General features: G+C 61.0%; 21 protein-coding genes and 2 pseudogenes. 11 read left to right on the top strand and 12 right to left on the bottom strand.

The genetic code is table 11. The annotated features are described in order from the left end of the window. Positions 1-131 precede the first annotated feature (131 nt). The gene (locus tag C4J84_RS24310) at positions 132-689 is read left to right on the top strand and encodes a GNAT family N-acetyltransferase (protein WP_124372155.1); all 558 of its coding nucleotides are present in this window, start codon (positions 132-134) and stop codon (positions 687-689) included. On the opposite strand, the pseudogene C4J84_RS26560 reads toward C4J84_RS24310, so the two are convergent. Together C4J84_RS26560 and C4J84_RS26565 are read right to left on the bottom strand one after the other, a co-directional pair. Continuing rightward, positions 671-1,117, bottom strand: a pseudogene (locus C4J84_RS26560) (hypothetical protein). The gene C4J84_RS24310 and the pseudogene C4J84_RS26560 sit on opposite strands and share 19 nt — an antisense overlap. Positions 1,118-1,167: 50 nt before the next feature. Beyond that, positions 1,168-1,406: pseudogene (locus tag C4J84_RS26565) on the bottom strand (DUF6124 family protein). A gap of 509 nt (positions 1,407-1,915) precedes the next feature. On the opposite strand from C4J84_RS26565, the gene C4J84_RS24325 reads away from it, so the two are divergent. Continuing rightward, the gene (locus C4J84_RS24325) at positions 1,916-2,194 is read left to right on the top strand and encodes a type II toxin-antitoxin system RelE/ParE family toxin (RefSeq protein ID WP_065938127.1); all 279 of its coding nucleotides are present in this window, start codon (positions 1,916-1,918) and stop codon (positions 2,192-2,194) included. 14 nt (positions 2,195-2,208) lie between these two features. Next, entirely contained in the window at positions 2,209-2,496 is a 288-nt protein-coding gene (locus C4J84_RS24330; protein ID WP_020301914.1) for a HigA family addiction module antitoxin, read from the top strand. A 188-nt stretch (positions 2,497-2,684) separates the two neighbouring features. Here the strand turns inward: C4J84_RS24330 and C4J84_RS24335 are convergent, their stop codons facing one another. From C4J84_RS24335 to pilG, 8 genes are all read right to left on the bottom strand, one after another. Further along, positions 2,685-3,059 (bottom strand): hypothetical protein, encoded by a 375-nt coding sequence (locus tag C4J84_RS24335; RefSeq protein WP_256681367.1) that lies wholly within the window; start codon positions 3,057-3,059, stop codon positions 2,685-2,687. 7 nt (positions 3,060-3,066) lie between these two features. Further along, positions 3,067-3,450 (bottom strand): polymorphic toxin type 44 domain-containing protein, encoded by a 384-nt coding sequence (locus C4J84_RS24340; RefSeq protein ID WP_124372157.1) that lies wholly within the window; start codon positions 3,448-3,450, stop codon positions 3,067-3,069. 331 nt (positions 3,451-3,781) lie between these two features. After that, positions 3,782-4,237: a chemotaxis protein CheW gene (locus C4J84_RS24345; RefSeq protein ID WP_124372158.1), complete on the bottom strand. Its 456-nt coding sequence runs from the start codon at positions 4,235-4,237 to the stop codon at positions 3,782-3,784. Beyond that, complete coding sequence (locus C4J84_RS24350; protein ID WP_124436220.1) at positions 4,230-10,043, bottom strand: Hpt domain-containing protein; 5,814 nt, start codon at positions 10,041-10,043, stop codon at positions 4,230-4,232. Before C4J84_RS24350 ends, C4J84_RS24345 begins: the two co-directional genes overlap by 8 nt. A 99-nt stretch (positions 10,044-10,142) precedes the next feature. Then, on the bottom strand, positions 10,143-12,194 hold the full coding sequence (locus C4J84_RS24355; protein ID WP_124372160.1) for a methyl-accepting chemotaxis protein: 2,052 nt from the start codon (positions 12,192-12,194) through the stop codon (positions 10,143-10,145). Continuing rightward, entirely contained in the window at positions 12,191-12,715 is a 525-nt protein-coding gene (locus C4J84_RS24360; RefSeq protein ID WP_124372161.1) for a chemotaxis protein CheW, read from the bottom strand. Before C4J84_RS24360 ends, C4J84_RS24355 begins: the two co-directional genes overlap by 4 nt. A gap of 12 nt (positions 12,716-12,727) precedes the next feature. Further along, positions 12,728-13,093 carry a twitching motility response regulator PilH gene (pilH, locus tag C4J84_RS24365; RefSeq protein WP_034116227.1) on the bottom strand — a complete coding sequence of 122 codons (366 nt, stop codon included), beginning with the start codon at positions 13,091-13,093 and terminating at the stop codon, positions 12,728-12,730. Positions 13,094-13,139: 46 nt separating this feature from the next. Beyond that, positions 13,140-13,547 (bottom strand): twitching motility response regulator PilG, encoded by a 408-nt coding sequence (pilG, locus tag C4J84_RS24370; protein WP_124364796.1) that lies wholly within the window; start codon positions 13,545-13,547, stop codon positions 13,140-13,142. A gap of 239 nt (positions 13,548-13,786) precedes the next feature. On the opposite strand from pilG, the gene gshB reads away from it, so the two are divergent. The 7 genes from gshB to C4J84_RS24405 all read left to right on the top strand — a co-directional run bounded on the left by gshB (position 13,787) and on the right by C4J84_RS24405 (position 19,743). Then, entirely contained in the window at positions 13,787-14,740 is a 954-nt protein-coding gene (gene gshB, locus C4J84_RS24375) for a glutathione synthase (RefSeq protein ID WP_124372162.1), read from the top strand. A gap of 77 nt (positions 14,741-14,817) precedes the next feature. After that, positions 14,818-15,723, top strand: coding sequence for an energy transducer TonB (locus C4J84_RS24380; protein ID WP_124368685.1), 906 nt, complete (start codon positions 14,818-14,820; stop codon positions 15,721-15,723). A 61-nt stretch (positions 15,724-15,784) separates the two neighbouring features. Further along, the gene (locus C4J84_RS24385) at positions 15,785-16,354 is read left to right on the top strand and encodes a YqgE/AlgH family protein (RefSeq protein WP_124368687.1); all 570 of its coding nucleotides are present in this window, start codon (positions 15,785-15,787) and stop codon (positions 16,352-16,354) included. Beyond that, a complete protein-coding gene (gene ruvX / locus C4J84_RS24390; protein WP_003213744.1) occupies positions 16,354-16,791 on the top strand; it encodes a Holliday junction resolvase RuvX in 438 nt (145 codons plus the stop codon). The genes C4J84_RS24385 and ruvX overlap by 1 nt, the downstream gene beginning before the upstream one ends. Positions 16,792-16,938: 147 nt before the next feature. Next, entirely contained in the window at positions 16,939-17,445 is a 507-nt protein-coding gene (pyrR, locus tag C4J84_RS24395) for a bifunctional pyr operon transcriptional regulator/uracil phosphoribosyltransferase PyrR (protein WP_124372163.1), read from the top strand. 25 nt (positions 17,446-17,470) lie between these two features. Then, positions 17,471-18,475: an aspartate carbamoyltransferase catalytic subunit gene (locus C4J84_RS24400; RefSeq protein WP_124364800.1), complete on the top strand. Its 1,005-nt coding sequence runs from the start codon at positions 17,471-17,473 to the stop codon at positions 18,473-18,475. Next, entirely contained in the window at positions 18,472-19,743 is a 1,272-nt protein-coding gene (locus tag C4J84_RS24405) for a dihydroorotase (RefSeq protein WP_124372164.1), read from the top strand. The genes C4J84_RS24400 and C4J84_RS24405 overlap by 4 nt, the downstream gene beginning before the upstream one ends. A gap of 132 nt (positions 19,744-19,875) precedes the next feature. Here the strand turns inward: C4J84_RS24405 and C4J84_RS24410 are convergent, their stop codons facing one another. Next, positions 19,876-20,304, bottom strand: coding sequence for a TM2 domain-containing protein (locus tag C4J84_RS24410; protein ID WP_124372165.1), 429 nt, complete (start codon positions 20,302-20,304; stop codon positions 19,876-19,878). A 249-nt stretch (positions 20,305-20,553) separates the two neighbouring features. Here C4J84_RS24410 and C4J84_RS24415 point away from each other — a divergent pair, with 249 nt between their 5' ends. Next, positions 20,554-21,192, top strand: a complete 639-nt coding sequence (locus C4J84_RS24415) for a C40 family peptidase (RefSeq protein WP_124364803.1) — start codon at positions 20,554-20,556, stop codon at positions 21,190-21,192. A 136-nt stretch (positions 21,193-21,328) separates the two neighbouring features. On the opposite strand, the gene C4J84_RS24420 is transcribed toward C4J84_RS24415, so the two are convergent. Then, complete coding sequence (locus C4J84_RS24420; protein ID WP_124372166.1) at positions 21,329-22,363, bottom strand: type IV pilus twitching motility protein PilT; 1,035 nt, start codon at positions 22,361-22,363, stop codon at positions 21,329-21,331. Between the last annotated feature and the right edge of the window lie 45 nt (positions 22,364-22,408).

The following is a 22,408-nucleotide window of genomic DNA, read 5'->3' on the forward strand; positions in this document are numbered from 1 at the left end:
GCTTTTCCATGAATGCGGGTTTTCTCACATAGAGCCGTATTATTCTTTTTTAAATTTCAGGGGATACCTTTGCCTATAAAGGCAACCCTAGCTGCTTTAACTATCTTCAACTCCACGCCAGGCGCTTACTCATGAAATATTCCACCATTCCACAAGCACTATTAAACGGTGGAAGAATACGACTAATACCGCCAGCATTGAAGCGCGCAAAAGAAATGCATGCTCTCATATGTAACTTCGACCTCACCCACAAAGAATTTCTGACTTGGGCAAATCAAAACATCAGCCTTGAAGAAACTTACTTAAATATGCAAAAGGCGAAGATAAATTTCAAATTAGGGACAAGTGAGTATAAATTCTTAATTATCGAAAAAGGCTCCCAACTGTTAGTTGGCTGCATAAGCTTATTTATTCGCAATCCGAGCATTCCTTCTTTTGAGATAGGATACTGGATAGGTAGTAATAGCCGTGGCAACGGATATGCGGCAGAAGCATGCGGATTAATTCGTAAAATAGCCACTACTCGCTTAAAAGCAAAAAGGGTTGAAATCAAAACTGCTCGAAGAAACGTTCGTAGTATTAAGGTCGCAGAACGCTGTGGTTTTCAATTAGAAATGGTGATCCCCAACGCGCGATTCGATAATGCTGGGGTAATGGATGACACTTGCATCTACGCGTACCCGATGTAAGCGCGCCGAATTTCACATAAGCCGCCGCCCATTTGCGCTCCAATTAGGTTGATCTTGTCCTGCTGTACGACCCGTTGCACAAAACTGTTCCCGGCCTTCCATTTGCCGGTCCAGTCTTCCGGGGTGTAAAGCGTCGGGTTCGGCCCAGTTGCTCTTCCCGTCCAGGCTCAACGTTTTGCGCACGATGGCCAGGAGCTCCGAATAGATCGGGCATTGGGGATTGGCTTGATAGTGGGTCTGGTTGCCTTGGCGCATCATGCTCAAGATGCCCGCCGACTTCAACCGCTCCAGTTCACGGGTAAGGCTGCCCTGCCCACTTGTGCCCACCGGGCAATTTCGTTAGTGAAGAAACTCTGATCGGGCTTGCCGAACAGCAGCCCAAGCACCTTTTGCTGGGTGACGGTGAAGAGCGCAGTGCTGAGCGGCAAGGTGGTGCATGGCGTCGACCAAAGATTCCCAAAAAGGGAACGATCAAGCTTTAAGCTTTTGAAGAAGGGGACATCTGTTCCAGTGCTTGATCTACCAATAGCTGTCCGAACTCAGCCATTTGCTGAATCCCCAGCATGATCGCGCGCGGGGAAGCGTCCAGGTCGAAGGCCAGATTGCAGGTAAGTGCGTTCAGGGAGGACAGGGTTTCGCTGGCGTTGACCAGCAGGGTTTCGGTGTCTTGGTGGGGGGTTACGGTGAAAAGGGCGGATTGGGGGTAGGTTTGACCATGATTTACAGCTCCGATATGTGATGGAGACTGCCCTCTTTCACTTGCACGCGAATAAGGTGGCAGCTGTACGCAGGTGTGCAAGACCGGGCATATCGGACCCCGGCAGACCCCAAGGGATCTCCCACGCACAGCCGCCATAACATATACAGCAGGCATAAAAAACGCCCGTTGAATGGCTATGGGCGCCGATGCGCCGACATGTAACCGGACTTGCACGTCCGTGTCACCGTTTTTTGCGATGACGGGACGAAGACTAGGCGCGCGGGCCTCTCATCACAAGTTCATGCGCGGCCCAAAATCTTGCAGGAAAAATCCTAAGCCCACACCCACTGTCATCCTTCCGATAGGCAGCAAAGAATGCTCCGACAGGCTTTTCAGGTTGTTGCTCGGAACTCGCCTCTCTAGCCTTTTCCATCCGAATCGTGCCACGGGCAGAGATCATGAATCCGACCGTTAAACCCGATGCAAGGCCATTGCAGAGCGTGATGCATCACATCACAATCGTGCCATGATTGTCAGCTGGAAACATAAGGGACTCAGGGCCTTCTATGAGACCGGTTCAACCAGAGGCATCAACGCAAATCATGCAAAGCGCTTGCGCCGCGTTCTGCTCATTCTGGACAAAGCCGAGCACCCAGATGCACTGGACCTACCCGGCTGGCGCTTCCATCGTTTGAAGGGCGACCTGATCGACTACTGGTCCGTCAGCATAAGTGGTAACTGGCGCATCATTTTTCGGATGTTCGACGATCAGGTCGAACTGGTCGACTATCTTGACTACCACTGAGTAGAGGCATCGATATGGGTATGCATAACCCACCTCACCCAGGTGAGATCCTGCTTGAAGATGTGATCCCCGCCCTGGGCATCACCATCACCGAAATGGCGCGACGTCTTGGTTTCGCCCGTGAGACGTTTTCAAGGATCTTGCATGGCCACGCCCCGGTCAGCCCGGACCTCGCCGTCCGGTTGGAGCGGGCCGGTGTGAGTACAGCCCAGTTATGGTTGTCGATGCAGAGTGCCTACGACTTGTGGCAGGCCGAGCATCGGGAGCAGCCGGTGATTGAGCGGTTTGCGCGGATTGATTGAAAATGGAGAAAGTGGGAGGGGCTTACCCCCATAGCAGTGGGTCAGCTAACAAATTTCTGGCTGATACACCGATATCGGGGGTTTTAAGCCCCCTCCCACATCTATCTGATAGCAGTCCCCGAGAAGGTCACGCGCGGACCAAAATCTTGCAGGAAAAATCCGAGGGCTGGCCCATCACAACACCATCATCACCTTGACCTTTCCCAGGCCTTCCAGTGCATAACTGTGGTACTCATACACTTCTCCCTGAATAACCAGCTGCAGGCCCCCCCTTCATTATTGACTTGGACATCCGGCTCTTTTGTTTTGAGAAAAGGGGGTGCAGACACTAATGCGCTGAGGATTTCCTGATCACTTCCCAAATCCTTATGCACGTAGTACCTGTAGGAAAACCCCACCGTCGCACCACCTTGGCTATCTCGCGCACCATAGATCGACATACCGTTGCCCAGGGAATGCTTCAACACCACTTCATCCAAGTCCGGTGTTCCGGGCGACAGGATCCAACTGCCGCCGATATAGATCAGGCAGACCACAAGCAGGCAATTACGCAGAACAGGCATGAGGCGCTCAGTGGCCTTGCGAAATGGCATATTCAATACCTCTTCTTATCCAATATTGGTCCCGTGGGTCATCACCAAAAGGCTCACCGCCCCACCATGATCCAAAATCCGGACGGGTCGTTTTGGCGACGGTTTGAGCGACACCGGCGGCTCGCAGCAACACATTTTCGGGAATGCCCAGCACCGTGCCCGTAGCACCGTAATTGAAGTTACCAAAAGCTTCGTACTGACGCCCCCGCTTCTTGTAGTTCCATGGGCCGGCTGCACGAACTTGGGAATAAAACCACGAATAGGCGAATGCCGAACCGGGCTTGAGATGAATGCGCTTGCATTTGGATATCGCCATGTTTTCAAGCATTGAAACACCAGGCGGCATTAATGGTACGGCCATTTGCAGGTCCATGCTGGCAGTGAGGAGCGCAGAACTTAGCCACCCCGCTCAGGCCTGAAAACCCAATAAATACAAATGCAGAACTCGCCGACAACAACCACATCTCATTCCTACAAGATGTTCAGGTTGTTGCTCGGAACCTTTCTCTCTAACCTTTTTTTCATCCAACCCCACCACGGGCGATCCTATTGTTTGAGGTCTGGAGATGAGCACAATCAGTGTGGGAGGGGGCTTGCTCCCGATAGCGGTGGTTCAGTGACAGTTGCTGAGACTGGCACACCGCCATCGGGGGCAAGCCCCCTCCCACATTGGATTTTCATAGGGCTTGGGTTCAGGCCAGTCCGGACTCGGCCAGTAACTCTTCAAGCCCCATCAAGTCCGGCACCTTCGCCACATGTTCGCCCACCTGTACCGCTGCCAGCTCCAGCGGGCACAGCGGGACGTCCACGTAGCTCAGTTCACTGTCGAGCTTGTACGAGCGCGGGATTCCCTGGATCACCAGCGCAATGAACTTCAACGTCGGCCGCCCACCCAGTGCATTCAACACGACGATGCGTGAACGCTCGCCGGTCATGCTGGCTTCGCCGCACACGGCTTCGAAGCTGATCAAGGGGATTTGCCGATCGCGCCAGGTCACCTGGCGCAGGTACCACGGCGGTGCATCGCTGGCCGGTTCGCCGCGCTGGAAGTCGATCAGTTCGGCTACCGCAACGTTGGGCACTATCAGGTGACGGTCAGCCAGCGGCAGCAACAGCCCGGTGAGTTGGCTTGCGCGATGGTCAAGCATGGGACTTGCTCCAATACGCGATGCTTTCCAGCAGCACCGACTCCTGGTACGGCTTGCCGAGGTAGTCGTTGACGCCGATGGCCATGGCGCGATCGCGGTGTTTCTGGCCGGTGCGCGAGGTGATCATGATGATCGGCAGGCGCATCAGGCGTGGATCGTTGCGCACCTGGATCGCCACTTCAAAGCCGTCCATGCGCGGCATTTCGATGTCGAGCAGCATCAGGTCCGGGGTGTGTTCCTCGAGCACGGCGAGGGCGTCGATGCCGTCCTTGGCGGTCAGCACGTTCATGCCATTGCGCTCCAGCAGGCGGCTGGTGACTTTGCGCACGGTGACCGAGTCGTCCACCACCAGCACCAACAGCGGGCGCTTTTTCAGCGGGTCGTTGAGGATCAGCGGCGCATCCACCGACTGCGCCGGCAACGCCGGTTGCCGCGCGCGGATATGCGCCAGCAGGTCGATGATCAACACCACGCGGCCATCGCCCAGGATCGTCGCCCCGGACAAGCCCTGAACGCCGGCAAACTGCGGCCCCAGGCCCTTGACCACAATCTCGCGGGTCCCGGCCATGGCATCCACATGCACCGCCACGTGTCGCTCATTGCACTGCATCAGCAACACCGGCACCGGCTGGTACTGGCCGAGCAGTTTGGGACGGCTGACGGTGTGCAGCAGGTCGCCAAGGTAAAACAGTTCGTAGACTTGGCCGGCATAGGCATAGCGCGGCGGATCTTGCTGGTAGTGCCCCGCCAGCTCATGGGGCGGCACGCGCACCAGGCCGTCGATGGTATTGAGCGGAATCGCATACTGATCGTCCGCGCACTGCACCATCAGCGCACGGTTGACCGACACGGTAAACGGCAGGCGAATCCTGAAATGCACACCCACGCCCGGGATCGAGTCGATCACCATCGAACCGCCAAGCTGGCGCACTTCTTCGTGCACCACGTCCATGCCCACACCGCGCCCGGAAATCTGGGTGATCTTTTCCGCCGTGGAAAACCCCGGTTGCAGGATGAACTGCAGCACGTCGCGGTCGCTGATCTCTTGATTGGGGTCGAGTAGGCCGCGTTTGATCGCCTTGCGGCGCACAGCTTCGAGGGGCACACCGGCGCCGTCGTCGCGCATGTCGAAGACGATGTCGCCGCCTTCGTGGGTCAGGTCCAGGGTGATGCGCCCCTTCTCCGGCTTGCCCGCCTGCAGGCGCACCTCACGGGACTCCAGGCCATGGTCGACGGCGTTGCGCAGCATGTGTTCCAGCGGCGCCGCCATGCGTTCCAGGACGTTGCGGTCCATTTCGCCCTCGGCATTGCCGACCACGAACTCGACGTCCTTGCCCAGCTCGCCGGCGACCTGGCGCACGATGCGCTTGAGGCGCGGCAGCATGCGCTCGAACGGCACCATGCGCGTGCGCATCAGGCCTTCCTGCAACTGGGTGTTGATACGCGCCTGTTGCTGCAGCAGGTCATGGGCGTCTTGATTGCGGCGCTCGAGGGTTTCCTTGAGGTCGAGCAAATCGGAGGCCGATTCGGACAGCGCGCGGGACAACTGCTGCAATTGCGAATGGCGATCCATTTCCAGCGGGTCGAATTCTTCGTAGCCCAGGCGCTCGGCCTCGGCCTGCTGGCGGCTGAAAAGCCGGCTCTGGGTTTCGGTGTCGAGGCGGCGCAGTTGGTCGCGCATGCGCTCGATGGTGGTTTCCACTTCCGTGAGCGCAGTGCGCGCATCGTTGACCTGCTGCTCGATACGGCCGCGGAAGATCGACGTTTCGCCGGCCAGGTTGACCAGGTCGTCGAGCAGTTCGGCAGATATCTTCACCATGTCGGCGGCCGGATCGACCGCCGCTTCCGCCTTACCCACCGGCAATGCCACCGGCACTACCGGCTCATCGCTGGGGTGCACCAGGCTTTTGATGCGCTCGATCAGCTTGTCCACCGAGCCCACCGGCAAGCCGTCCGCCACCGCATCGATCATCTGCGCCAGCCGGTCGTGGCAACCTTGCAGCAGCGCGAACAGCTCGGGCGACGGCGCGAGCAGCCCTGCGGACAGCCCCTCGTAGAGAAACTCCAACTCGTGGGCCAGGTCGCCAATCGGGCCGATCTCGACCATGCGTGCGCCGCCCTTGAGGGTGTGCAGGTCACGCAGCAGGGTTTCCACTTCCTGGCGGTTGCCGGGTTCGGCCTGCCAGCGCAGCAACGCGCTGCCGGAGCTGTCGAGAATATCGGCGGCTTCCTCGAGGAAAATATCCAGCAGTTCGGGGTCGGCACCCGAGGCTTCCGGTGATGCAACCGGGGCCGCCGAAAGGCTGCTGTGGCGCAGTTCGCGCAACCGCGTGACCAGCTCGGCGCTGTCGCTCAGGGGCTGATGCTGATGCAGTTCCTCCAACTGCAAGGCCAGGCGTTCGTGGCTGGCCATCAGCAGCTGGGACAGCTCGGTTGAATAGCTGTAGCGGCGGTCGACCAGACCCTCGTAGACGCATTCCAGCTCCTGGGCCAGGTCGCCCACCGGGTCGATTTCGGCCATGCGCGCGCCACCCTTGAGGGTGTGCAGGTCCCGCTGCAACGAGGACAACGGCGCCAGGCCGTCGGGCTCCAGCAACCAGCGCTTGAGCGATTGACCGGCGCTGTCGAGGATGTCCACCGCCTCTTCAAGGAAGATGTCGACGATCTCATCGTCCATCGCCGTGTGCCGGTTCAGCGCTTCGGTCGCGGCACCCAGCTCGGCGACACTCAGGCCACGGCTGCCGTCACGTTTGATCAGGCCGGTGGCGGAGGGATCGAGGGCGTCATCCAGCAACGCGCGCAGGGCCTGTACCCGTGCCGGCGCCGGGCTGATTTCCTGCCCGGCCGCCAGTTGGTCGAGCATATTGATCAGCGCTTCATGGGCCTGCTCGGCCTCCTGGAAGAACCGCTCGCTGACCGCCAGGCTGCTTTCTTCCACCGCGCCATACAGATCAAGCAAGGCTTCGCACAATTGATCGATAGGGTGCAGGTCGGCGATGTGCGCGCCCTCGCCCAGGGTGGTCAGTTCGTCCAGCAGCGCGGTCAGTTCCTGGCGCTCGCCGGGGTGTTGCTGCCAGCGGCGCAGCAGGCTTTCGGCGTCGAGCAGGATGTCCATGCCCTGGGCCAGGAAGTTGCTGATCAGTTGCGGGTCGCACTTGACGCGCAGGCCGGTGCCGGGGGCGTTGAGCAGGTTTTCGAGCTGTTGGTCCAACAGGCCTTGGGTGCGCGTGATCAAGTCTGCGGCGCCCTTGATCGGCGCCAGGGGATCGCCGTCCAGGTCACGCAATCCCTTTTGCAACAGGCCCTCGGCTTCCAGCAACAACTCGATTTCGTCCAGGTCCAGCGGCACACGGTGCGCCTTGTATTCGCGGGTCAGGTGGTCGAGCGGACGTACCAATTCGGCAATCGGCAACACGCCGGCCATGTAGGCGCTGCCCTTGAGGGTATGCAGGGCGCGTTGCAATTCATCACTGACCTGCAGCGGCAGGTGTTCGGCGGCCTGTTGCAGGAACTGGTCGAGGCTGTCCAGATGGCTCTGGGCTTCATTGCGGAAGATCTCCAGCAACATCGGGTCGTGGGGCTCGGCAACCGGTACCTGGGCGCCGCTGGCCAACCCGTGGGCGCGGGCAGCGAGGGCGTCGACCTCATCGCGCTGGCGCTGGTCGTCGGTGGCGAAGTCGGCGATCAACTCCGGCAGCAGCGCCACCGCGTCATCCAGCACCTGCTGCACTTCAGGGCCCATGGCGACGTTGCGCTCAAGCACGCGGTTGAGCAGGTTTTCCACGGCCCAGGCCAGTTCCGCCATCACCAGGGCGCGGACCATACGGCCGCTGCCTTTCAGGGTGTGGAAGGCACGGCGCATTTCGCCCTGGGCGGTTTTTTCAGTGCTGTCAGGCAGGTAACGGTGCAGCACGTCGAGGACTTCATCGGCTTCCTCGAGGAAGACTTCGCGCAACTCATCGTCAATCGGCGCTTCATCGGCTGGGGGCGGCTGCAGGCTGCCTGGACGCTGCAGGGCCGGCGGGTTAAGGCGCGAGGTGGGACTGGCCAGCGCATCGAATTGGGATTGGCTTGGCGCGCTGTCGCCGGACAGGGCGCCGTCGGGCGCAGCCAGTGCCTGGCGCCAGGGTTTTTCCACCGGCAGGTAGCCCAGCGCACTCAGGCCCTGGGTGGCCAGTTCCAGCACTTTTTCCCCAGCGGCGTCGGGGTCCTGGAGCATGCGTTCCAGGTAGTACTCCAGGCTGCTGATCACCTCGGCGAAATGCGCCAACGGCGCTTCGCCGGGCGCGGTATCGTTGACCATCAACTGCTCATCGACATAATCGGTACAGCCGCGCATCAAGCTCGCCGCGCGAGGCAGTGGAATCATCGCCAGGGCGCCGCGCACCTGGCTCAGCAGCTCCGGCAGGGATTCCAGACGTTGGCGGTCCCAATCGGCCTCGATGCAATCGATCACCAACTCTTTGGCCTGGCGCAGGCATTGGCAGGACTCGCGGATCACCAATTGGTGGATCTGGGTCAGGTCGGTGGTCGGCAGACGGCTCTCTTCGCGGCTCTCCGGCTCCACCGTGCCGACCATCCCGGCCAACGTGGCTTCGACGTAGAGCAACGCCCCGGCAACGTCCATCAGTACGGCGTCACTGGGTTCGCGCTGGCCCTGCACCAGGCTCAATACCACGGCGAGCTGGTCGATGATCACTTTACGCGGCTGGCCGAAACCGAGGACCGCCAAGGTGTCGGCGATCTGCCGCAGCGGCGCCAGCAGCGGGTCAAGGTCCTGGGTGTGCTGGCGGTCGCTGCGCACGAACAGATCGAGGCGTTCCTTGACCCGCACCAGCTCTTCGCACAATGCGCCGAGCACCGAGCCCATGGCGTTGCGGTCCGCCCCGGCCAGGCGCGCCCGCTCGGCATCGACCACGGCACTGTCGGGCAGGGCCTCATCCAGGCCGTAGCGCTCCTTCAGGCTTTGCATGCGCGGCGTCGGCCGGGTGACTTTGGCGACGTAGAACAGCAGGCTCTTGAGCAACTCATCCGGCGCCGGCTGGTTGATCCCGACAATGCCCTGGGCCAGCAGGCGCTTGAGTTGCTTGCCGCTGGCCTTGAGCAGGCTGCGCAGTGCCGGGCTGTTGGCGATCACCCCGGTGAGCATGCCTTCGACCAACGCCGAGGTGACCTGCCACAACGGCAACAGCGGCGCGCCCTGGCACAAAGCTTCGAGGCGCGCGAACACCCGCGCCATGTCTTCCAGGTTGCTCGGGCCGTGGTCCTCGCGCAGCAACCCGGCCAGGGCTTGCTGCAGCAGTGCGTGCCATTGGCGCAGTTGTTGGTGAATGTCCGGCGGTGTGCGTTGAGCCAGCGCCTCATCGGGCAGCGGTGCGATCGTCAGCAGCTGCGGGCTGAACAGGCTGGTCTCCGACAGCAGGCTTTCACCGCGGGCGCTGCGCAAATCGTTGAGCAGCGGCAACACCACCAGCGGCAGGTCGCGACGGGCGCTGTGCACGCGGTCCAGGTACAGCGGCAATTGGCCGAGGGCCTGTTGCAGCAGGCGGATGCTTTCGTCGCGCTGGCTGACCTGCCCGGCCTGCAGCGCGAGCGCCAGGGCTTCGATCTCTTCAGCCAGCAGGGCCGCGCCGTAGAACTCGACCATTTGCAGCGCGCCGTGCACCTGGTGGATACCGGCCAGGCACGCATCAATGCCGTCGCCGGTTTCAACATAAGCGTCCAGCGCCGAACGGGCCTGTTTCAGGGTTTCGGCAATGTCGCCCTTGACCCATTCGAGGGCCACGTAGTCGTGCCGATCAACCATAACTGCTCCGCTTAGAATTCATGAGTTGCTGGTGTTCTTGAAACCAATGGAGATCAACTGTGGGAGGGGGCTTGCTCCCTCCCACATTTGGATCGCATTTCAGTCATCTGCCTGTTTGGCTGCCGGCAAGGTAAAACCTGACACCGACCTGCGCAACTGACTGGCCATCTTCGCCAGGTTACCAATACTTTCGGCGGTCGCCGTGGAACCGGACGACGTCTGCGTGGTGATCTGCTGGATCACATTCATGGTCAGGGAAATCTGCCCCGCCGACGAGGTCTGCTGCTGCGCCGCGTTCGAGATGCTCTGGATCAGCGCCGCCAGGGTTTTCGAGACGCCTTCGATCTCTTCCAGCGCCACCCCGGCGTCCTGGGCCAGCCGTGCGCCGCGCACCACTTCGGTGGTGGTCTGTTCCATGGAAATCACGGCTTCATTGGTGTCGGCCTGGATCGCCCGCACCAGGGTTTCGATCTGCCGGGTGGCGGCTGATGAGCGCTCGGCCAGCCGTTGCACTTCATCGGCCACCACCGCAAAACCACGCCCGGCATCCCCGGCCATGCTCGCCTGGATCGCGGCATTCAGGGCGAGAATGTTGGTCTGGTCGGCGATGTCGTCGATCAGGCTGACGATGTCGCCGATCTCCTGGGACGATTCCCCCAGGCGCTTGATGCGCTTGGCGGTGTCCTGGATCTGTTCGCGGATGTTGTCCATGCCGTGGATGGTGTTGTGCACCACCTCGTTGCCCTTGTTGGCGATCTCTACCGAACGCTCCGCCACCGCTGAGGACTCGGCGGCGTTGGCTGACACCTGGTCGATGGATTGGGCCATCTGGTTGATCGCGGTGGAGGCTTCGGCGATCTGCTGGGCCTGATGTTCCGAGGCCTGGGCCAGGTGCATGGCGGTGGCCTGGGTCTCCTGCACCGCGCCGGCGACTTGCCCGGCGGTGAGGTTGATGGTCGCCACCAGGTCGCGCAGCTGATCCACCGAATAGTTGATCGAATCGGCAATGGTGCCGGTGAAGTCTTCGGTGACCGAGGCCGTGACGGTCAGGTCGCCGTCAGCCAAGTCTTCGATTTCGTCCAGCAGACGCATGATCGCGTTCTGATTGCGCTCATTTTTCTCGGCGGTTTCATGCAGTTGGCGGTTGGTCTCGCGCACCATCACCAGGCCGATCAGGATGATCGACGCCAGCGCCAGCAGCCCCAGCCCATAGCCACCCAGGGTATCCAGGCTGCGCCCGCCGGCCAGGTTCTCAAAACCGGTGGCCAGGTGCGAGGCTTCATCGAGCAGGGTTTGCGACAGGTTGAAAATATTGCCCGCCGAAGCGCGTACCTGAAACAGCTGCGGCGAGGTTTCGAGAATTTCATCGACGGAACCCGAGACGAATTCGAACAGTTCGGCAATTTCCCCCAACCGGGCGCGGGCATCAGGGTCTTCGACCTGGGTGATGCGCAGGCCGGGGTTGCCGTTGAGCATGCCATTGAGCACCACGCCAAAACGGTTGGCATCGCGACCGAAGGCATCGGCGGCCTGCACCGCGGTTTCGTCGCCGGCGAGCACGGTGTTGACCGCGCCCAGGATGCGCTCCGCCAGCAATGACTGGCGCTGGGCCAGTGCCACCTGGCTCGCAGGGGCGCCGCGCTGGAGCAATATGTCGACGACTTTTTCCGACTCTATCTGCAACTGCGGCACGGTCTCGGCGAGGGTGGCGGCCACCTGATGCAATGACAGCACGGTCTGTTCGCTGGCGAGAATGGCATCGGTGTTTTTCAGCAGGGCTTCCCAGTCGGTCTGCACCGCACGCATTTCAGCGCGTACGGCGCTGGGTGCGGCCGGCAGGCCGGTTTGCGGGTCGCCTTTTTTCAAGTAGCCCCAGCGCTGGGCAAAGTCGTTGCGCGCCTCGCCCAGCAGTTTGAACGCGGCCGCCTTGCCGGCGGCGGCTTCGGTGGCGTTCTTGGCGATGCGCTGGGACAGCACCCGCAGCTCACCCGCGTGGCCGATGTACTGTTTGTCGTAGGTGGACTGGGTGTTGAGGTACGCGAAGTTGGCGAACAACAGCATGATGAACACGATCAGGGCGATAAACAGCACGATGATCTGCGAGCGGCTGCGCGAGGCGGCCTGGGGTTTGGGCGGGATGACGGTGCTCATGCGGCAACATCCATGAAGCCTGGAGCCTGGGCCAGGGCAAAGGGGCTGAAGACCTGCCACTGCGGGTCGCCATCGAATTGGCCCTGGATAAACGGCGCGCCAGCGGCGGTACTCGCCCGCCAGGCGTCCAGTGCGAAATGCTGCATGCCCACCACCTCGTCCACCAGCAACCCGACAAACAGATCGTTGAATTCCACCACCAGCACCCGCCGTTGCTTGCGCGCCTTGGACAGTGCCTGGCCGAGGAACCCGCCCAGGTCCATCACCGGCAGCAGGCGCCCGCGCAGGTTGGCCACGCCCTTGACCCAGGGCTTGACGCCAGGCATCAGGGTGCAGCGCGGCTCATGCAGTACCTCGGCGACTTCGCCCATGGGCGCCACAAACCATTGCTGCCCCAGGCGAAAGCCAATCCCGCTCCAGCGTTGCAGGCGGGTTTCCTGGGACGGCAGATCGGCGGCCAGCAGGCGGCAGCGGCGGTCGATGTCCAGCAGCAGCTCAAAGGCGGTTTGCGACTCGGTCATGATGGCGTGCCGTCAGCCGGCCAGCACCTTGTTCAGCGTGGCGATCAGGGTTTCTTCATCGACCGGCTTGGTCAGGTAGTCCTTGGCGCCCTGGCGAGTGCCCCACACCTTGTCGGTTTCCTGGTCTTTAGTGGTGATGATGATCACCGGGATGTGCTCGGTTTCTTTGTCTTTGGTCAGTTGGCGCGTGGCCTGGAACCCGTTGAGGCCCGGCATTACGATGTCCATCAATACCGCGTCAGGTTTTTCCTGGCGGGCAAGCGCCACACCATCGCCGCCATTGGCGGCCTTGAGAACCTCGTGACCATGCTTTTCCAGCATGCCGGTCAGTTTGTACATTTCGGTCGGCGAATCGTCGACGATCAGAACACGTGCCATGGTTTTCCCCACTACATTGGTCGGCGCCGGCCCCTTTGAGGCGGCGTCAGTGTGCTTGTTCTACTGCGGCGAAGGCAGGCACATAGGCCTTGATCGCACCCAGCAGTTCTTCCTTGCTGAAAGGCTTGGTCAAAAACTGATCGACACCCACGATACGCCCCTTGGCCTTGTCGAACAGGCCGTCCTTGGAGGACAGCATGATCACCGGGATCGACTTGAACGCCGGGTTGTTCTTCACCAGCGCGCAGGTCTGGTAGCCATCCAGGCGCGGCATCATGATGTCGACAAAGATAATGTGCGGGTGATGGTCCACGATTCGGGCCAGCGCATCGAAACCGTCGATGGCCGTGATGACCTCGCACCCCATGTTCTTCAACAGCGTCTCGGCGGTGCGGCGGATCGTTTTCGAATCGTCGATCACCATCACTCTCAAGGCGTTGGAATGCTGTTCCATAGTTGCTCTACCATCGCCACAGCGAATCGGTTTTCGGTGTGTACTGCCTGATCTCTCACAGAATGAGCGCCACAAGCCTTGGAATTCAAGGGCTGCTGCGCCGTGGCAGTCTTTTTAGCACAGTCTCCGGGCGCAATCTATCGAGGCGCCCGCCTGGTGGTTTTTCCTTGACCCACAACAGCCGCAGCGCCACTCTGACGCCACTTTTATGCGCCCTAATTTGCTAGAGGAAATCCCCCATGAGCGTTCGCGTCGGCATTGTCATGGACCCTATCGCCAGCATTTCCTATAAAAAGGACAGCTCGCTGGCCATGCTCCTGGCCGCCCAGGCCCGCGGCTGGACCCTGTTCTATATGGAACAGCGCGACCTTTACCAGGGCGACGGCGAGGCCCGCGCGCGGATGCGCCCGTTGCAGGTATTCGCCAACCCCGAGAAGTGGTTCGAACTGCAGGATGAAGTCGACAGCCCCCTGAGCGACCTGGACGTGATCCTGATGCGCAAGGACCCGCCGTTCGACATGGAATTCGTTTATTCCACCTACCTGCTGGAGCAGGCCGAACGCGCCGGCGTGTTGATCGTCAACAAGCCGCAAAGCCTGCGCGACTGCAATGAAAAACTGTTCGCCACGCTGTTCCCGCAGTGCACACCGCCGACCGTGGTCAGCCGCCGCGCCGACGTGCTGCGTGAGTTCGCCGCCAAGCACGGTGATGTGATCCTCAAGCCGCTGGACGGCATGGGCGGCACCTCGATCTTCCGTCACCGCGCGGGCGACCCGAACCTCTCGGTGATCCTGGAAACCCTGACCGCGCTGGGCACCCAGCAGATCATGGGCCAGGCCTATCTGCCAGCGATCAAGGACGGCGACAAACGCATCCTGATGATCGACGGCGAGCCGGTGGATTATTGCCTGGCGCGCATCCCGGCGGCCGGCGAGACCCGTGGCAACCTGGCGGCCGGTGGCCGTGGTGAAGCGCGGCCGTTGTCGGACAAGGACCGCTGGATCGCCGCTCAAGTCGGCCCGACCCTTCGCGAAAAAGGTCTGCTGTTCGTAGGACTTGACGTAATTGGCGAAAACCTCACCGAGATCAACGTCACCAGCCCGACCTGTATTCGCGAGATTGATAACGCATTTGGCACGAACATCGGCGAAATGCTGATGGCGGCCATTGAGCGCAAGCTACAAGCCAAGTGACATAGAACAGCCGGACATAAACCAACATTGCGTTATCATGCGCCACCTGTGAAACGCGCGATGTTGGTTTTCTTGTCATGACGCTCCCGTCCGAACTGCCCCCCGAACTCTCCCACAGCGGCGTGCGCCCGGCTGATCGGCTCGGATTTACCCTGTTCCTGGCAGCGCTGATTCACCTCGCACTGATCCTCGGCCTGGGCTTCACCATGGTCGAGCCCAAGCAGATCACCAAAACCCTGGAAATCACGCTGGCCACCTTCAAGAGCGATAAAAAGCCCGAGAAGGCCGATTTTCTCGCCCAGGAGAACCAGCAAGGCAGCGGCACGCTCGACAAGAAAGCCGTGCCCAAGACCACCGAAGTGGCGCCGTTCCAGGACAACAAGGTCAACAAAGTCACCCCACCGCCGGCTCCCAGGCCTGAAGTCAAACAGGCCACGCCCAAGGCTGCCGTGACCACGGTTGCGCCCAAACCGCAAAAAGCCCCGACCCAGCGCGAAAAGACCAAGACCGAGCCCAAACCCGAGCCCGTCAAGCCTGCGCCAACGTTCGACAGTTCGACCCTGTCCGACGAAATTTCCAGCCTGGAAGCCGAACTGGCCCACGAACAGCAGCTCTACGCCAAGCGCCCGCGCATCTACCGCCTGAACGCCGCCTCGACCATGCGCGACAAAGGCGCCTGGTATAAGGACGAATGGCGCAAGAAAGTCGAGCGCATCGGCAACCTCAACTATCCGGAGGAGGCGCGCCGCCAGCAGATCTACGGCAATTTGCGCTTGCTGGTGTCGATCAACCGCGATGGTTCGCTGTATGAAGTGCAGGTACTGGAGTCGTCCGGCCAGCCCTTGCTGGACCAGGCCGCCCAGCGCATCGTGCGCCTGGCCGCGCCCTTCGCGCCTTTTACAGGCGACTTGAACGATGTGGACCGCCTTGAAATCATCCGCACTTGGAAATTCGCCAAGGGTGACCGCCTTTCCAGCAACTGACCCTCGCCACCAGCAAACTCCCAGCTTGTCAGTTCGCCCCTCCAACGCCACACTAGTGGACATGAAAAATGTCAGCCCGACCTACCTCAAGCACCACTTCCTGATCGCCATGCCCCATATGGCCGACCCGAACTTTGCGCAGACCTTGACCTACATCGTCGAGCACACGGCCAATGGTGCCATGGGGTTGGTGGTGAACCGCCCGCAGGAGCTGAACCTGGCCGATATCCTCGAGCAGTTGCGGCCGGAAATCGATCCGCCAGCCAGCTGCCAGGACGTGCCGATCTACATCGGCGGGCCGGTGCAGACCGATCGCGGCTTCGTGTTGCACCCCACCGGGCCGACGTTCCAGGCCACGGTAGACCTTGAGGGCGTCTCGCTGTCCACGTCCCAGGATGTGTTGTTCGCGATTGCCGACGGCGTCGGCCCCGAGCAAAGTGTGATCACTCTGGGATACGCCGGTTGGGAAGCCGGGCAATTGGAGGCAGAACTGGCCAGCAATGCCTGGCTGACTTGCCCGTTCGACGCCGACATCCTCTTCAACACCGCCAGCGAACTGCGCCTGGAAGCCGCCGCCGCCAAGCTGCGGGTCAACCTCAGCCTGTTGACCAGCCAGGCGGGGCACGCCTGATGGCTTTGCGTCTGATCCTGGGGTTCGACTACGGCACCAAACAGATCGGCGTGGCAGTGGGCCAGGTGATTACCGGCCAGGCCCGCGAGCTGTGCACATTGAAGGCCCAGAACGGCGTGCCGGACTGGAACCAGGTTGAGGCGCTGATCAAGGAATGGAAGCCCGATGCCGTCGTGGTCGGCCTGCCCCTGAACATGGACGGCACGCCCAGCGAGATGTGCCTGCGCGCCGAAAAGTTCGCGCGCCGCCTCAATGGCCGCTACAACCTGCCCTTCTATACCCACGACGAGCGCCTGACCACCTTTGAAGCCAAGGGCGAGCGCCGTGACCGTGGCGGGCAGAAGGGCAGTTACCGCGACAACCCCGTGGACGCTATCGCCGCCGCCCTGCTGCTGCAGGGCTGGCTGGATGAAAACACCGCTTTATTTGAATCCTGACTGACGCGGCTTGCTGCTTTGCCGCTTTTGTAGGAGCGAGCTTGCTCGCGAAGAACTCACAGGCACCGCGTACATCCAGGCTTCACGCGTTATCGTTGACGTTTCTCGCGAGCAAGCTCGCTCCTACACACTTAATGAGGAGCCACCATGAGCCTGCCCAATCCCGCCGAACTGATCAGCCAGATGGCGATACGCCTCAATGCGCACCTGGAACACCGCGCCATCAGCGAACCGCGCTTTATCGGCATCCGCACCGGCGGTGTGTGGGTGGCCCAGGCATTGCTGGGAGAGTTGGGCAGCGATTCGCCCCTGGGCACCCTGGATGTGTCCTTCTACCGTGACGATTTCAGCCAGAACGGCCTGCATCCGCAAGTGCGCCCCTCGCAGCTGCCGTTCGAGATCGAAGGCCAGCACCTGGTGCTGATCGACGACGTATTGATGAGCGGGCGTACCATACGCGCGGCCATGAATGAGCTGTTCGACTACGGCCGCCCGGCCAGTATCACCCTGGTGTGCCTGCTGGACCTGGAGGCTGGGGAATTGCCGATCAGCCCGGATGTGGTCGGTGCGACGCTGTCTTTGCAAGCCCACCAGCGGGTAAAATTGTCCGGTCCAACGCCGCTCGAACTCGAACTGCAAGACCTTGCCCTTTAACCCGCCTTGTAAAAGAGTCCCCGCGATGACGCCTCTAGATGCCAAGCGCCCGCTGCAGCTCAATGCTCAGGGCCAGTTGCAACATTTCTTGTCCCTCGATGGTTTGCCCCGCGAACTGCTCACCGAAATCCTCGACACCGCTGACTCGTTCCTCGAAGTCGGTGGCCGGGCGGTGAAAAAAGTCCCGCTGCTGCGCGGCAAGACCATCTGCAACGTGTTCTTCGAGAACTCCACACGCACCCGCACCACCTTTGAGCTGGCCGCCCAACGGCTGTCGGCCGACGTGATCACGCTGAACGTGTCCACCTCGTCGGCCAGCAAAGGCGAAACCCTGCTCGACACCTTGCGCAACCTGGAGGCCATGGCCGCAGACATGTTCGTGGTACGCCATGGCGATTCCGGCGCGGCGCATTTCATCGCTGAACATGTCTGCCCGAATGTAGCGATCATCAATGGCGGCGATGGCCGCCACGCCCACCCGACCCAGGGCATGCTCGACATGCTCACCATCCGTCGGCATAAAGGCAGTTTTGAAAACCTCTCGGTGGCCATCGTCGGCGACATCCTGCACTCGCGGGTCGCTCGCTCGAACATGCTGGCCCTGAAAACCCTGGGCTGCCCGGACATTCGCGTGATCGCGCCGAAAACCTTGCTGCCCGTTGGGGTCGAACAGTACGGCGTGAAGGTCTACACCGACATGGCCGAAGGGCTCAAGGATGTCGACGTGGTGATCATGTTGCGCCTGCAACGCGAACGCATGGCCGGTGGCCTGCTGCCGAGCGAGGGCGAGTTCTACCGCCTGTTCGGCCTGACCACCGCACGCCTGGCCGGTGCCAAGCCGGATGCCATCGTGATGCACCCCGGCCCGATCAACCGAGGGGTGGAAATCGAGTCGGCGGTGGCCGACGGCCCGCAGTCGGTGATTCTCAACCAGGTGACCTACGGCATCGCCATCCGCATGGCCGTGCTGTCCATGGCCATGAGCGGGCAAACCGCGCAACGTCAATTCGAGCAGGAGAACGCCCAGTGAAGCTCAGCATCCTCGGCGCCCGCGTCATCGATCCGGCCAGTGGCCTGGATCGCGTTACCGACCTTCATCTGGACGCCGGCAAGATCGTCGCCATTGGCGCAGCTCCCGCAGGCTTCCTTGCCGTTGAGAGCATCGACGCCAAAGGCCTGGTGGCCGCGCCAGGGCTGGTGGACCTTAACGTCGCCCTGCGCGAGCCGGGCTACAGCCGCAAAGGCAACATCACCAGCGAAACCCGCGCGGCCGCCGCCGGTGGCGTGACCAGCCTGTGCTGCCCGCCGAACACCAGGCCGATCCTGGACACCTCGGCGGTCACCGAGTTGATCCTCGACCGTGCCCGGGAAGCGGGTAATTGCAAAGTGTTCCCTGTCGGCGCCTTGAGCAAAGGCCTGGAAGGCGAACAACTGGCTGAGCTGATCGCCTTGCGCGACGCCGGTTGCGTGGCGTTCAGCAACGGCCTGGAAAGCTTTCGCAGCAGCCGTACCTTGTGCCGTGCCCTGGAATACGCGGCCACCTTCGACCTGACGGTGATCTTTCATTCCCAGGACCGCGACCTGGCCGAAGGCGGCCTGGCCCATGAAGGCGCGGTGGCCAGCTTCCTCGGCTTGCCGGGCATCCCGGAAACCGCAGAAACCGTGGCCCTGGCCCGTGATTTGTTGCTGGTGGAACAAAGCGGCGTACGCGCGCACTTCAGCCAACTGACCAGCGCCCGCGGCGTCGCCCTGATCGCCCAGGCCCAGGCGCGCGGCTTGCCGGTGACGGCAGACGTGGCGCTGTATCAGCTGATCCTGACCGACGAAGCGCTGATCGACTTCTCCAGCCTCTATCACGTGCAGCCGCCGCTGCGCACCCTGGCCGACCGTGAAGGTTTGCGCGCGGCGGTGAAGTCGGGCGTGGTCTCGGCGATTTCCAGCCACCACCAGCCTCACGAGCGCGATGCCAAGCTGGCGCCGTTTGGCGCCACCGAGCCGGGTATCAGCAGCGTCGAGCTGCTGCTGCCGCTGGCGATGACCTTGGTGGAGGATGGCTTGCTGGACCTGCCTACGTTGCTGGCACGTCTGAGCACCGGCCCGGCTCAGGCCTTGCGCTTGCCGGCGGGCCAGCTGGCGGTGGGTGCGGCGGCGGACCTGGTGCTGTTTGACCCGGCCAGCTCCACGGTTGCCGGGGAGCACTGGCTGTCCAAGGGAGAAAATTGCCCGTTCATTGGCCACAGCCTGCCGGCAACGGTGCGGTACACATTGATGGATGGGCGGATCAGCTACCAGGCCTGAAACGGGCACGGTAAAAAATGTGGGAGGGGGCTTGCTCCCGATAGTTGTGGATCAGTCAGCTTATCTTTAGCTGACCCACTGCAATCGGGGGCAAGCCCCCTCCCACATTTTGATTTTCACCAGACTTGAAGATCAGCGTCCAGCATTGCGCTCGGCATTGCGGATCGAAATCTGGCTGTTCAACGTCCAGAAGTCATACAGCACCCCCACCAGGAACAAACCACCGGTCAGCAGGTAGATCAGGCCGGTGATCCATTTGCCCTGGTACATCCGGTGCACACCGAACACGCCCAGGAACGCCAACAGAATCCAGGCCACGTTGTACTCGATGGGCCCGGCGGTAAAACGCAGGTCGGCTTCACGGTCCATGGCCGGGATCAGGAACAGGTCGATCAGCCAGCCGATGCCCAGCAGGCCTAAGGTGAAAAACCAGATCGTGCCGGTCACCGGTTTGCCGTAATAGAAGCGATGCGCTCCGGTAAAACCGAAAATCCATAGCAGGTAACCGATCACCTTGCTGTGGGTGTCTTGCTGCGAAGTAACCTGTTGATAGGTGTTCATGAACTACCCCTTTTCACTCAATAGATAAATTTGTTCATTTTTTTTGTGACTTTTTTAGGAGCGCCCGACGTACGGCAAATGGTATCTTCCTGCCCTCAAAGCCTTATACCGCCTGACTTGTGTCGGACAATTGCGACGAATCGTCGCGTTTTTGCTGAATTTGACCCCAAGGTTCAGTCGACAAACGGCCTGAGAACGACACCAAAACCTGTTATAAAGTTGCGCGCAAACCCATAAGAGCCACGCCTAATGCGACCATTTTTCAAGACATGGCTAACCATTTGCCTATTAATGCCACTGGCCGCCCACGCCACCAATCGTGAGCAACGTCTTCCAAACGTTAACGGTTTTACCCCTAAAGTTCATAGCACGCCCAGCACCGCCAAATCGGTAAAGCCGACTGTCAGCCGCCCGACTCAACTGAGCAAGGCTCACGGTAAAACGCTTTCCACCCAGCTGGCCGTGAATACCAAGCAAAGCAGCGATGTCCTCAGCCGTGCCGTCAACGTGCTCGGTACTCCTTATCGTTGGGGCGGCAGCAGCCCAAGTAAAGGGTTCGACTGCAGCGGCCTGGTGAAATATGCGTTCAACGATGTCAAGGCCGTGGATTTGCCGCGTACGTCCAACGCCATGGCCGCCGGCCACGGGTTGAAAGTCGATCGCAAAGACCTGAAGCCGGGCGATTTGCTGTTCTTCAAGCTCAAGAGCCGCCAGGTCAACCACGTTGCCATCTACCTGGGCAACGACCGCTTCATCCACGCGCCGCGTCGTGGCAAGTCGGTGAGCATCGACACGCTGAAAAAGCCGTTCTGGGACAAGAACTATGTGATCGCCAAGCGGGTGCTGCCCAAAGAGCAGAACAACACCCTGCGGATCGTGCAGCGCTGATTCCAAGCTGAAATGCAGTCAATGTGGGAGGGGGCTTGCTCCCGATAGCAGAGTGTCATTCAACAGATTTGTTGGCTGATCAACCGCTATCGGGAGCAAGCCCCCTCCCACATTTGGTTTCATTGTTTGCTGAATATCATATGTCTGCAGGCACCCTCGCCTTTTCTCGCGCGTCATCCCGGCTGATCACGCCCTGCGCGACCAACGCCTTCAAACTCATATCCAGCGTCTTCATCCCCACTGCCCCACCGGTCTGAATCGCCGAGACCATCTGCGCCACCTTGTCTTCGCGGATCAGATTACGAATGGCCGGCGTGCCCAGCATGATCTCGTGAGCCGCTACCCGTCCGCCGCCGACCTTCTTCACCAGCACCTGGGAAACCACCGCCTGCAGCGACTCCGACAGCATCGAGCGGACCATGGCCTTTTCCGCGGCCGGGAACACGTCCACCAGCCTGTCTACCGTCTTTGCCGCCGAGGTGGTGTGCAAGGTGCCAAATACCAGATGGCCGGTCTCAGCGGCCGTCAGCGCCAGGCGGATGGTTTCCAGGTCACGTAGCTCGCCCACCAGGATCACATCCGGGTCTTCGCGTAGCGCCGAGCGCAGGGCCACCGAAAAGCTGTGGGTATCGCGATGCACCTGGCGCTGGTTGATCAACGCCATTTTCGGCCTGTGGATAAATTCAATGGGGTCTTCCAGCGTGAGGATGTGCTGGCGCCGATGCCGATTCAGGTAATCGATCATCGCCGCCAACGTGGTGGACTTGCCCGACCCGGTGGGCCCGGTCACCAGCACCAGGCCACGGGGTAACAGCGCGATACGCTGGAACACCTCGCCCAAGCCAAGGCTTTCCAGGCTCTGGATGTCGGTGGGGATCGTGCGAAACACTGCGCCAACGCCACGCGCCTGCTGGAACACATTCGCGCGAAAGCGCGCCACGCCGGGCAGCTCGAACGCAAAATCCGTTTCAAGAGATGTTTCGAAATCCTTTTGTTGGTATTGGTTGAGCAAAGGGCTCAGTAAATCCGCCACCTGCGGCCCGGCCAGTATCGGGCTGTCCAGCGGCCAGACCTCGCCATCGATGCGCAACATCGGCGCCAGGCCGGCCGACAAATGCAGGTCGGAGGCGCCTCGGCGCACGCTGGCCGTCAGTAATTCAGTGATATCCATAGGGCTTTCCATTTCCAGTAGAATGCCGCGGACTCCATATCCACG

The sequence above is a fragment of the Pseudomonas sp. R11-23-07 genome (genome assembly GCF_003852295.1).
Taxonomy (GTDB): Bacteria; Pseudomonadota; Gammaproteobacteria; order Pseudomonadales; family Pseudomonadaceae; genus Aquipseudomonas.

Excerpts from the sequence above, each read along its gene's own strand:
- C4J84_RS24310 (WP_124372155.1), top strand. The coding sequence starts at position 132 with ATGAAATATTCCACCATTCCACAAGCACTATTAAACGGTGGAAGAATA.
- C4J84_RS24325 (WP_065938127.1), top strand. The coding sequence starts at position 1,916 with ATGATTGTCAGCTGGAAACATAAGGGACTCAGGGCCTTCTATGAGACC.
- C4J84_RS24330 (WP_020301914.1), top strand. The coding sequence starts at position 2,209 with ATGGGTATGCATAACCCACCTCACCCAGGTGAGATCCTGCTTGAAGAT.
- C4J84_RS24335 (WP_256681367.1), bottom strand. The coding sequence starts at position 3,059 with ATGCCTGTTCTGCGTAATTGCCTGCTTGTGGTCTGCCTGATCTATATC.
- C4J84_RS24340 (WP_124372157.1), bottom strand. The coding sequence starts at position 3,450 with ATGGCCGTACCATTAATGCCGCCTGGTGTTTCAATGCTTGAAAACATG.
- C4J84_RS24345 (WP_124372158.1), bottom strand. The coding sequence starts at position 4,237 with ATGCTTGACCATCGCGCAAGCCAACTCACCGGGCTGTTGCTGCCGCTG.
- C4J84_RS24350 (WP_124436220.1), bottom strand. The coding sequence starts at position 10,043 with ATGGTTGATCGGCACGACTACGTGGCCCTCGAATGGGTCAAGGGCGAC.
- C4J84_RS24355 (WP_124372160.1), bottom strand. The coding sequence starts at position 12,194 with ATGAGCACCGTCATCCCGCCCAAACCCCAGGCCGCCTCGCGCAGCCGC.
- C4J84_RS24360 (WP_124372161.1), bottom strand. The coding sequence starts at position 12,715 with ATGACCGAGTCGCAAACCGCCTTTGAGCTGCTGCTGGACATCGACCGC.
- pilH (WP_034116227.1), bottom strand. The coding sequence starts at position 13,093 with ATGGCACGTGTTCTGATCGTCGACGATTCGCCGACCGAAATGTACAAA.
- pilG (WP_124364796.1), bottom strand. The coding sequence starts at position 13,547 with ATGGAACAGCATTCCAACGCCTTGAGAGTGATGGTGATCGACGATTCG.
- gshB (WP_124372162.1), top strand. The coding sequence starts at position 13,787 with ATGAGCGTTCGCGTCGGCATTGTCATGGACCCTATCGCCAGCATTTCC.
- C4J84_RS24380 (WP_124368685.1), top strand. The coding sequence starts at position 14,818 with ATGACGCTCCCGTCCGAACTGCCCCCCGAACTCTCCCACAGCGGCGTG.
- C4J84_RS24385 (WP_124368687.1), top strand. The coding sequence starts at position 15,785 with ATGAAAAATGTCAGCCCGACCTACCTCAAGCACCACTTCCTGATCGCC.
- ruvX (WP_003213744.1), top strand. The coding sequence starts at position 16,354 with ATGGCTTTGCGTCTGATCCTGGGGTTCGACTACGGCACCAAACAGATC.
- pyrR (WP_124372163.1), top strand. The coding sequence starts at position 16,939 with ATGAGCCTGCCCAATCCCGCCGAACTGATCAGCCAGATGGCGATACGC.
- C4J84_RS24400 (WP_124364800.1), top strand. The coding sequence starts at position 17,471 with ATGACGCCTCTAGATGCCAAGCGCCCGCTGCAGCTCAATGCTCAGGGC.
- C4J84_RS24410 (WP_124372165.1), bottom strand. The coding sequence starts at position 20,304 with ATGAACACCTATCAACAGGTTACTTCGCAGCAAGACACCCACAGCAAG.
- C4J84_RS24415 (WP_124364803.1), top strand. The coding sequence starts at position 20,554 with ATGCGACCATTTTTCAAGACATGGCTAACCATTTGCCTATTAATGCCA.
- C4J84_RS24420 (WP_124372166.1), bottom strand. The coding sequence starts at position 22,363 with ATGGATATCACTGAATTACTGACGGCCAGCGTGCGCCGAGGCGCCTCC.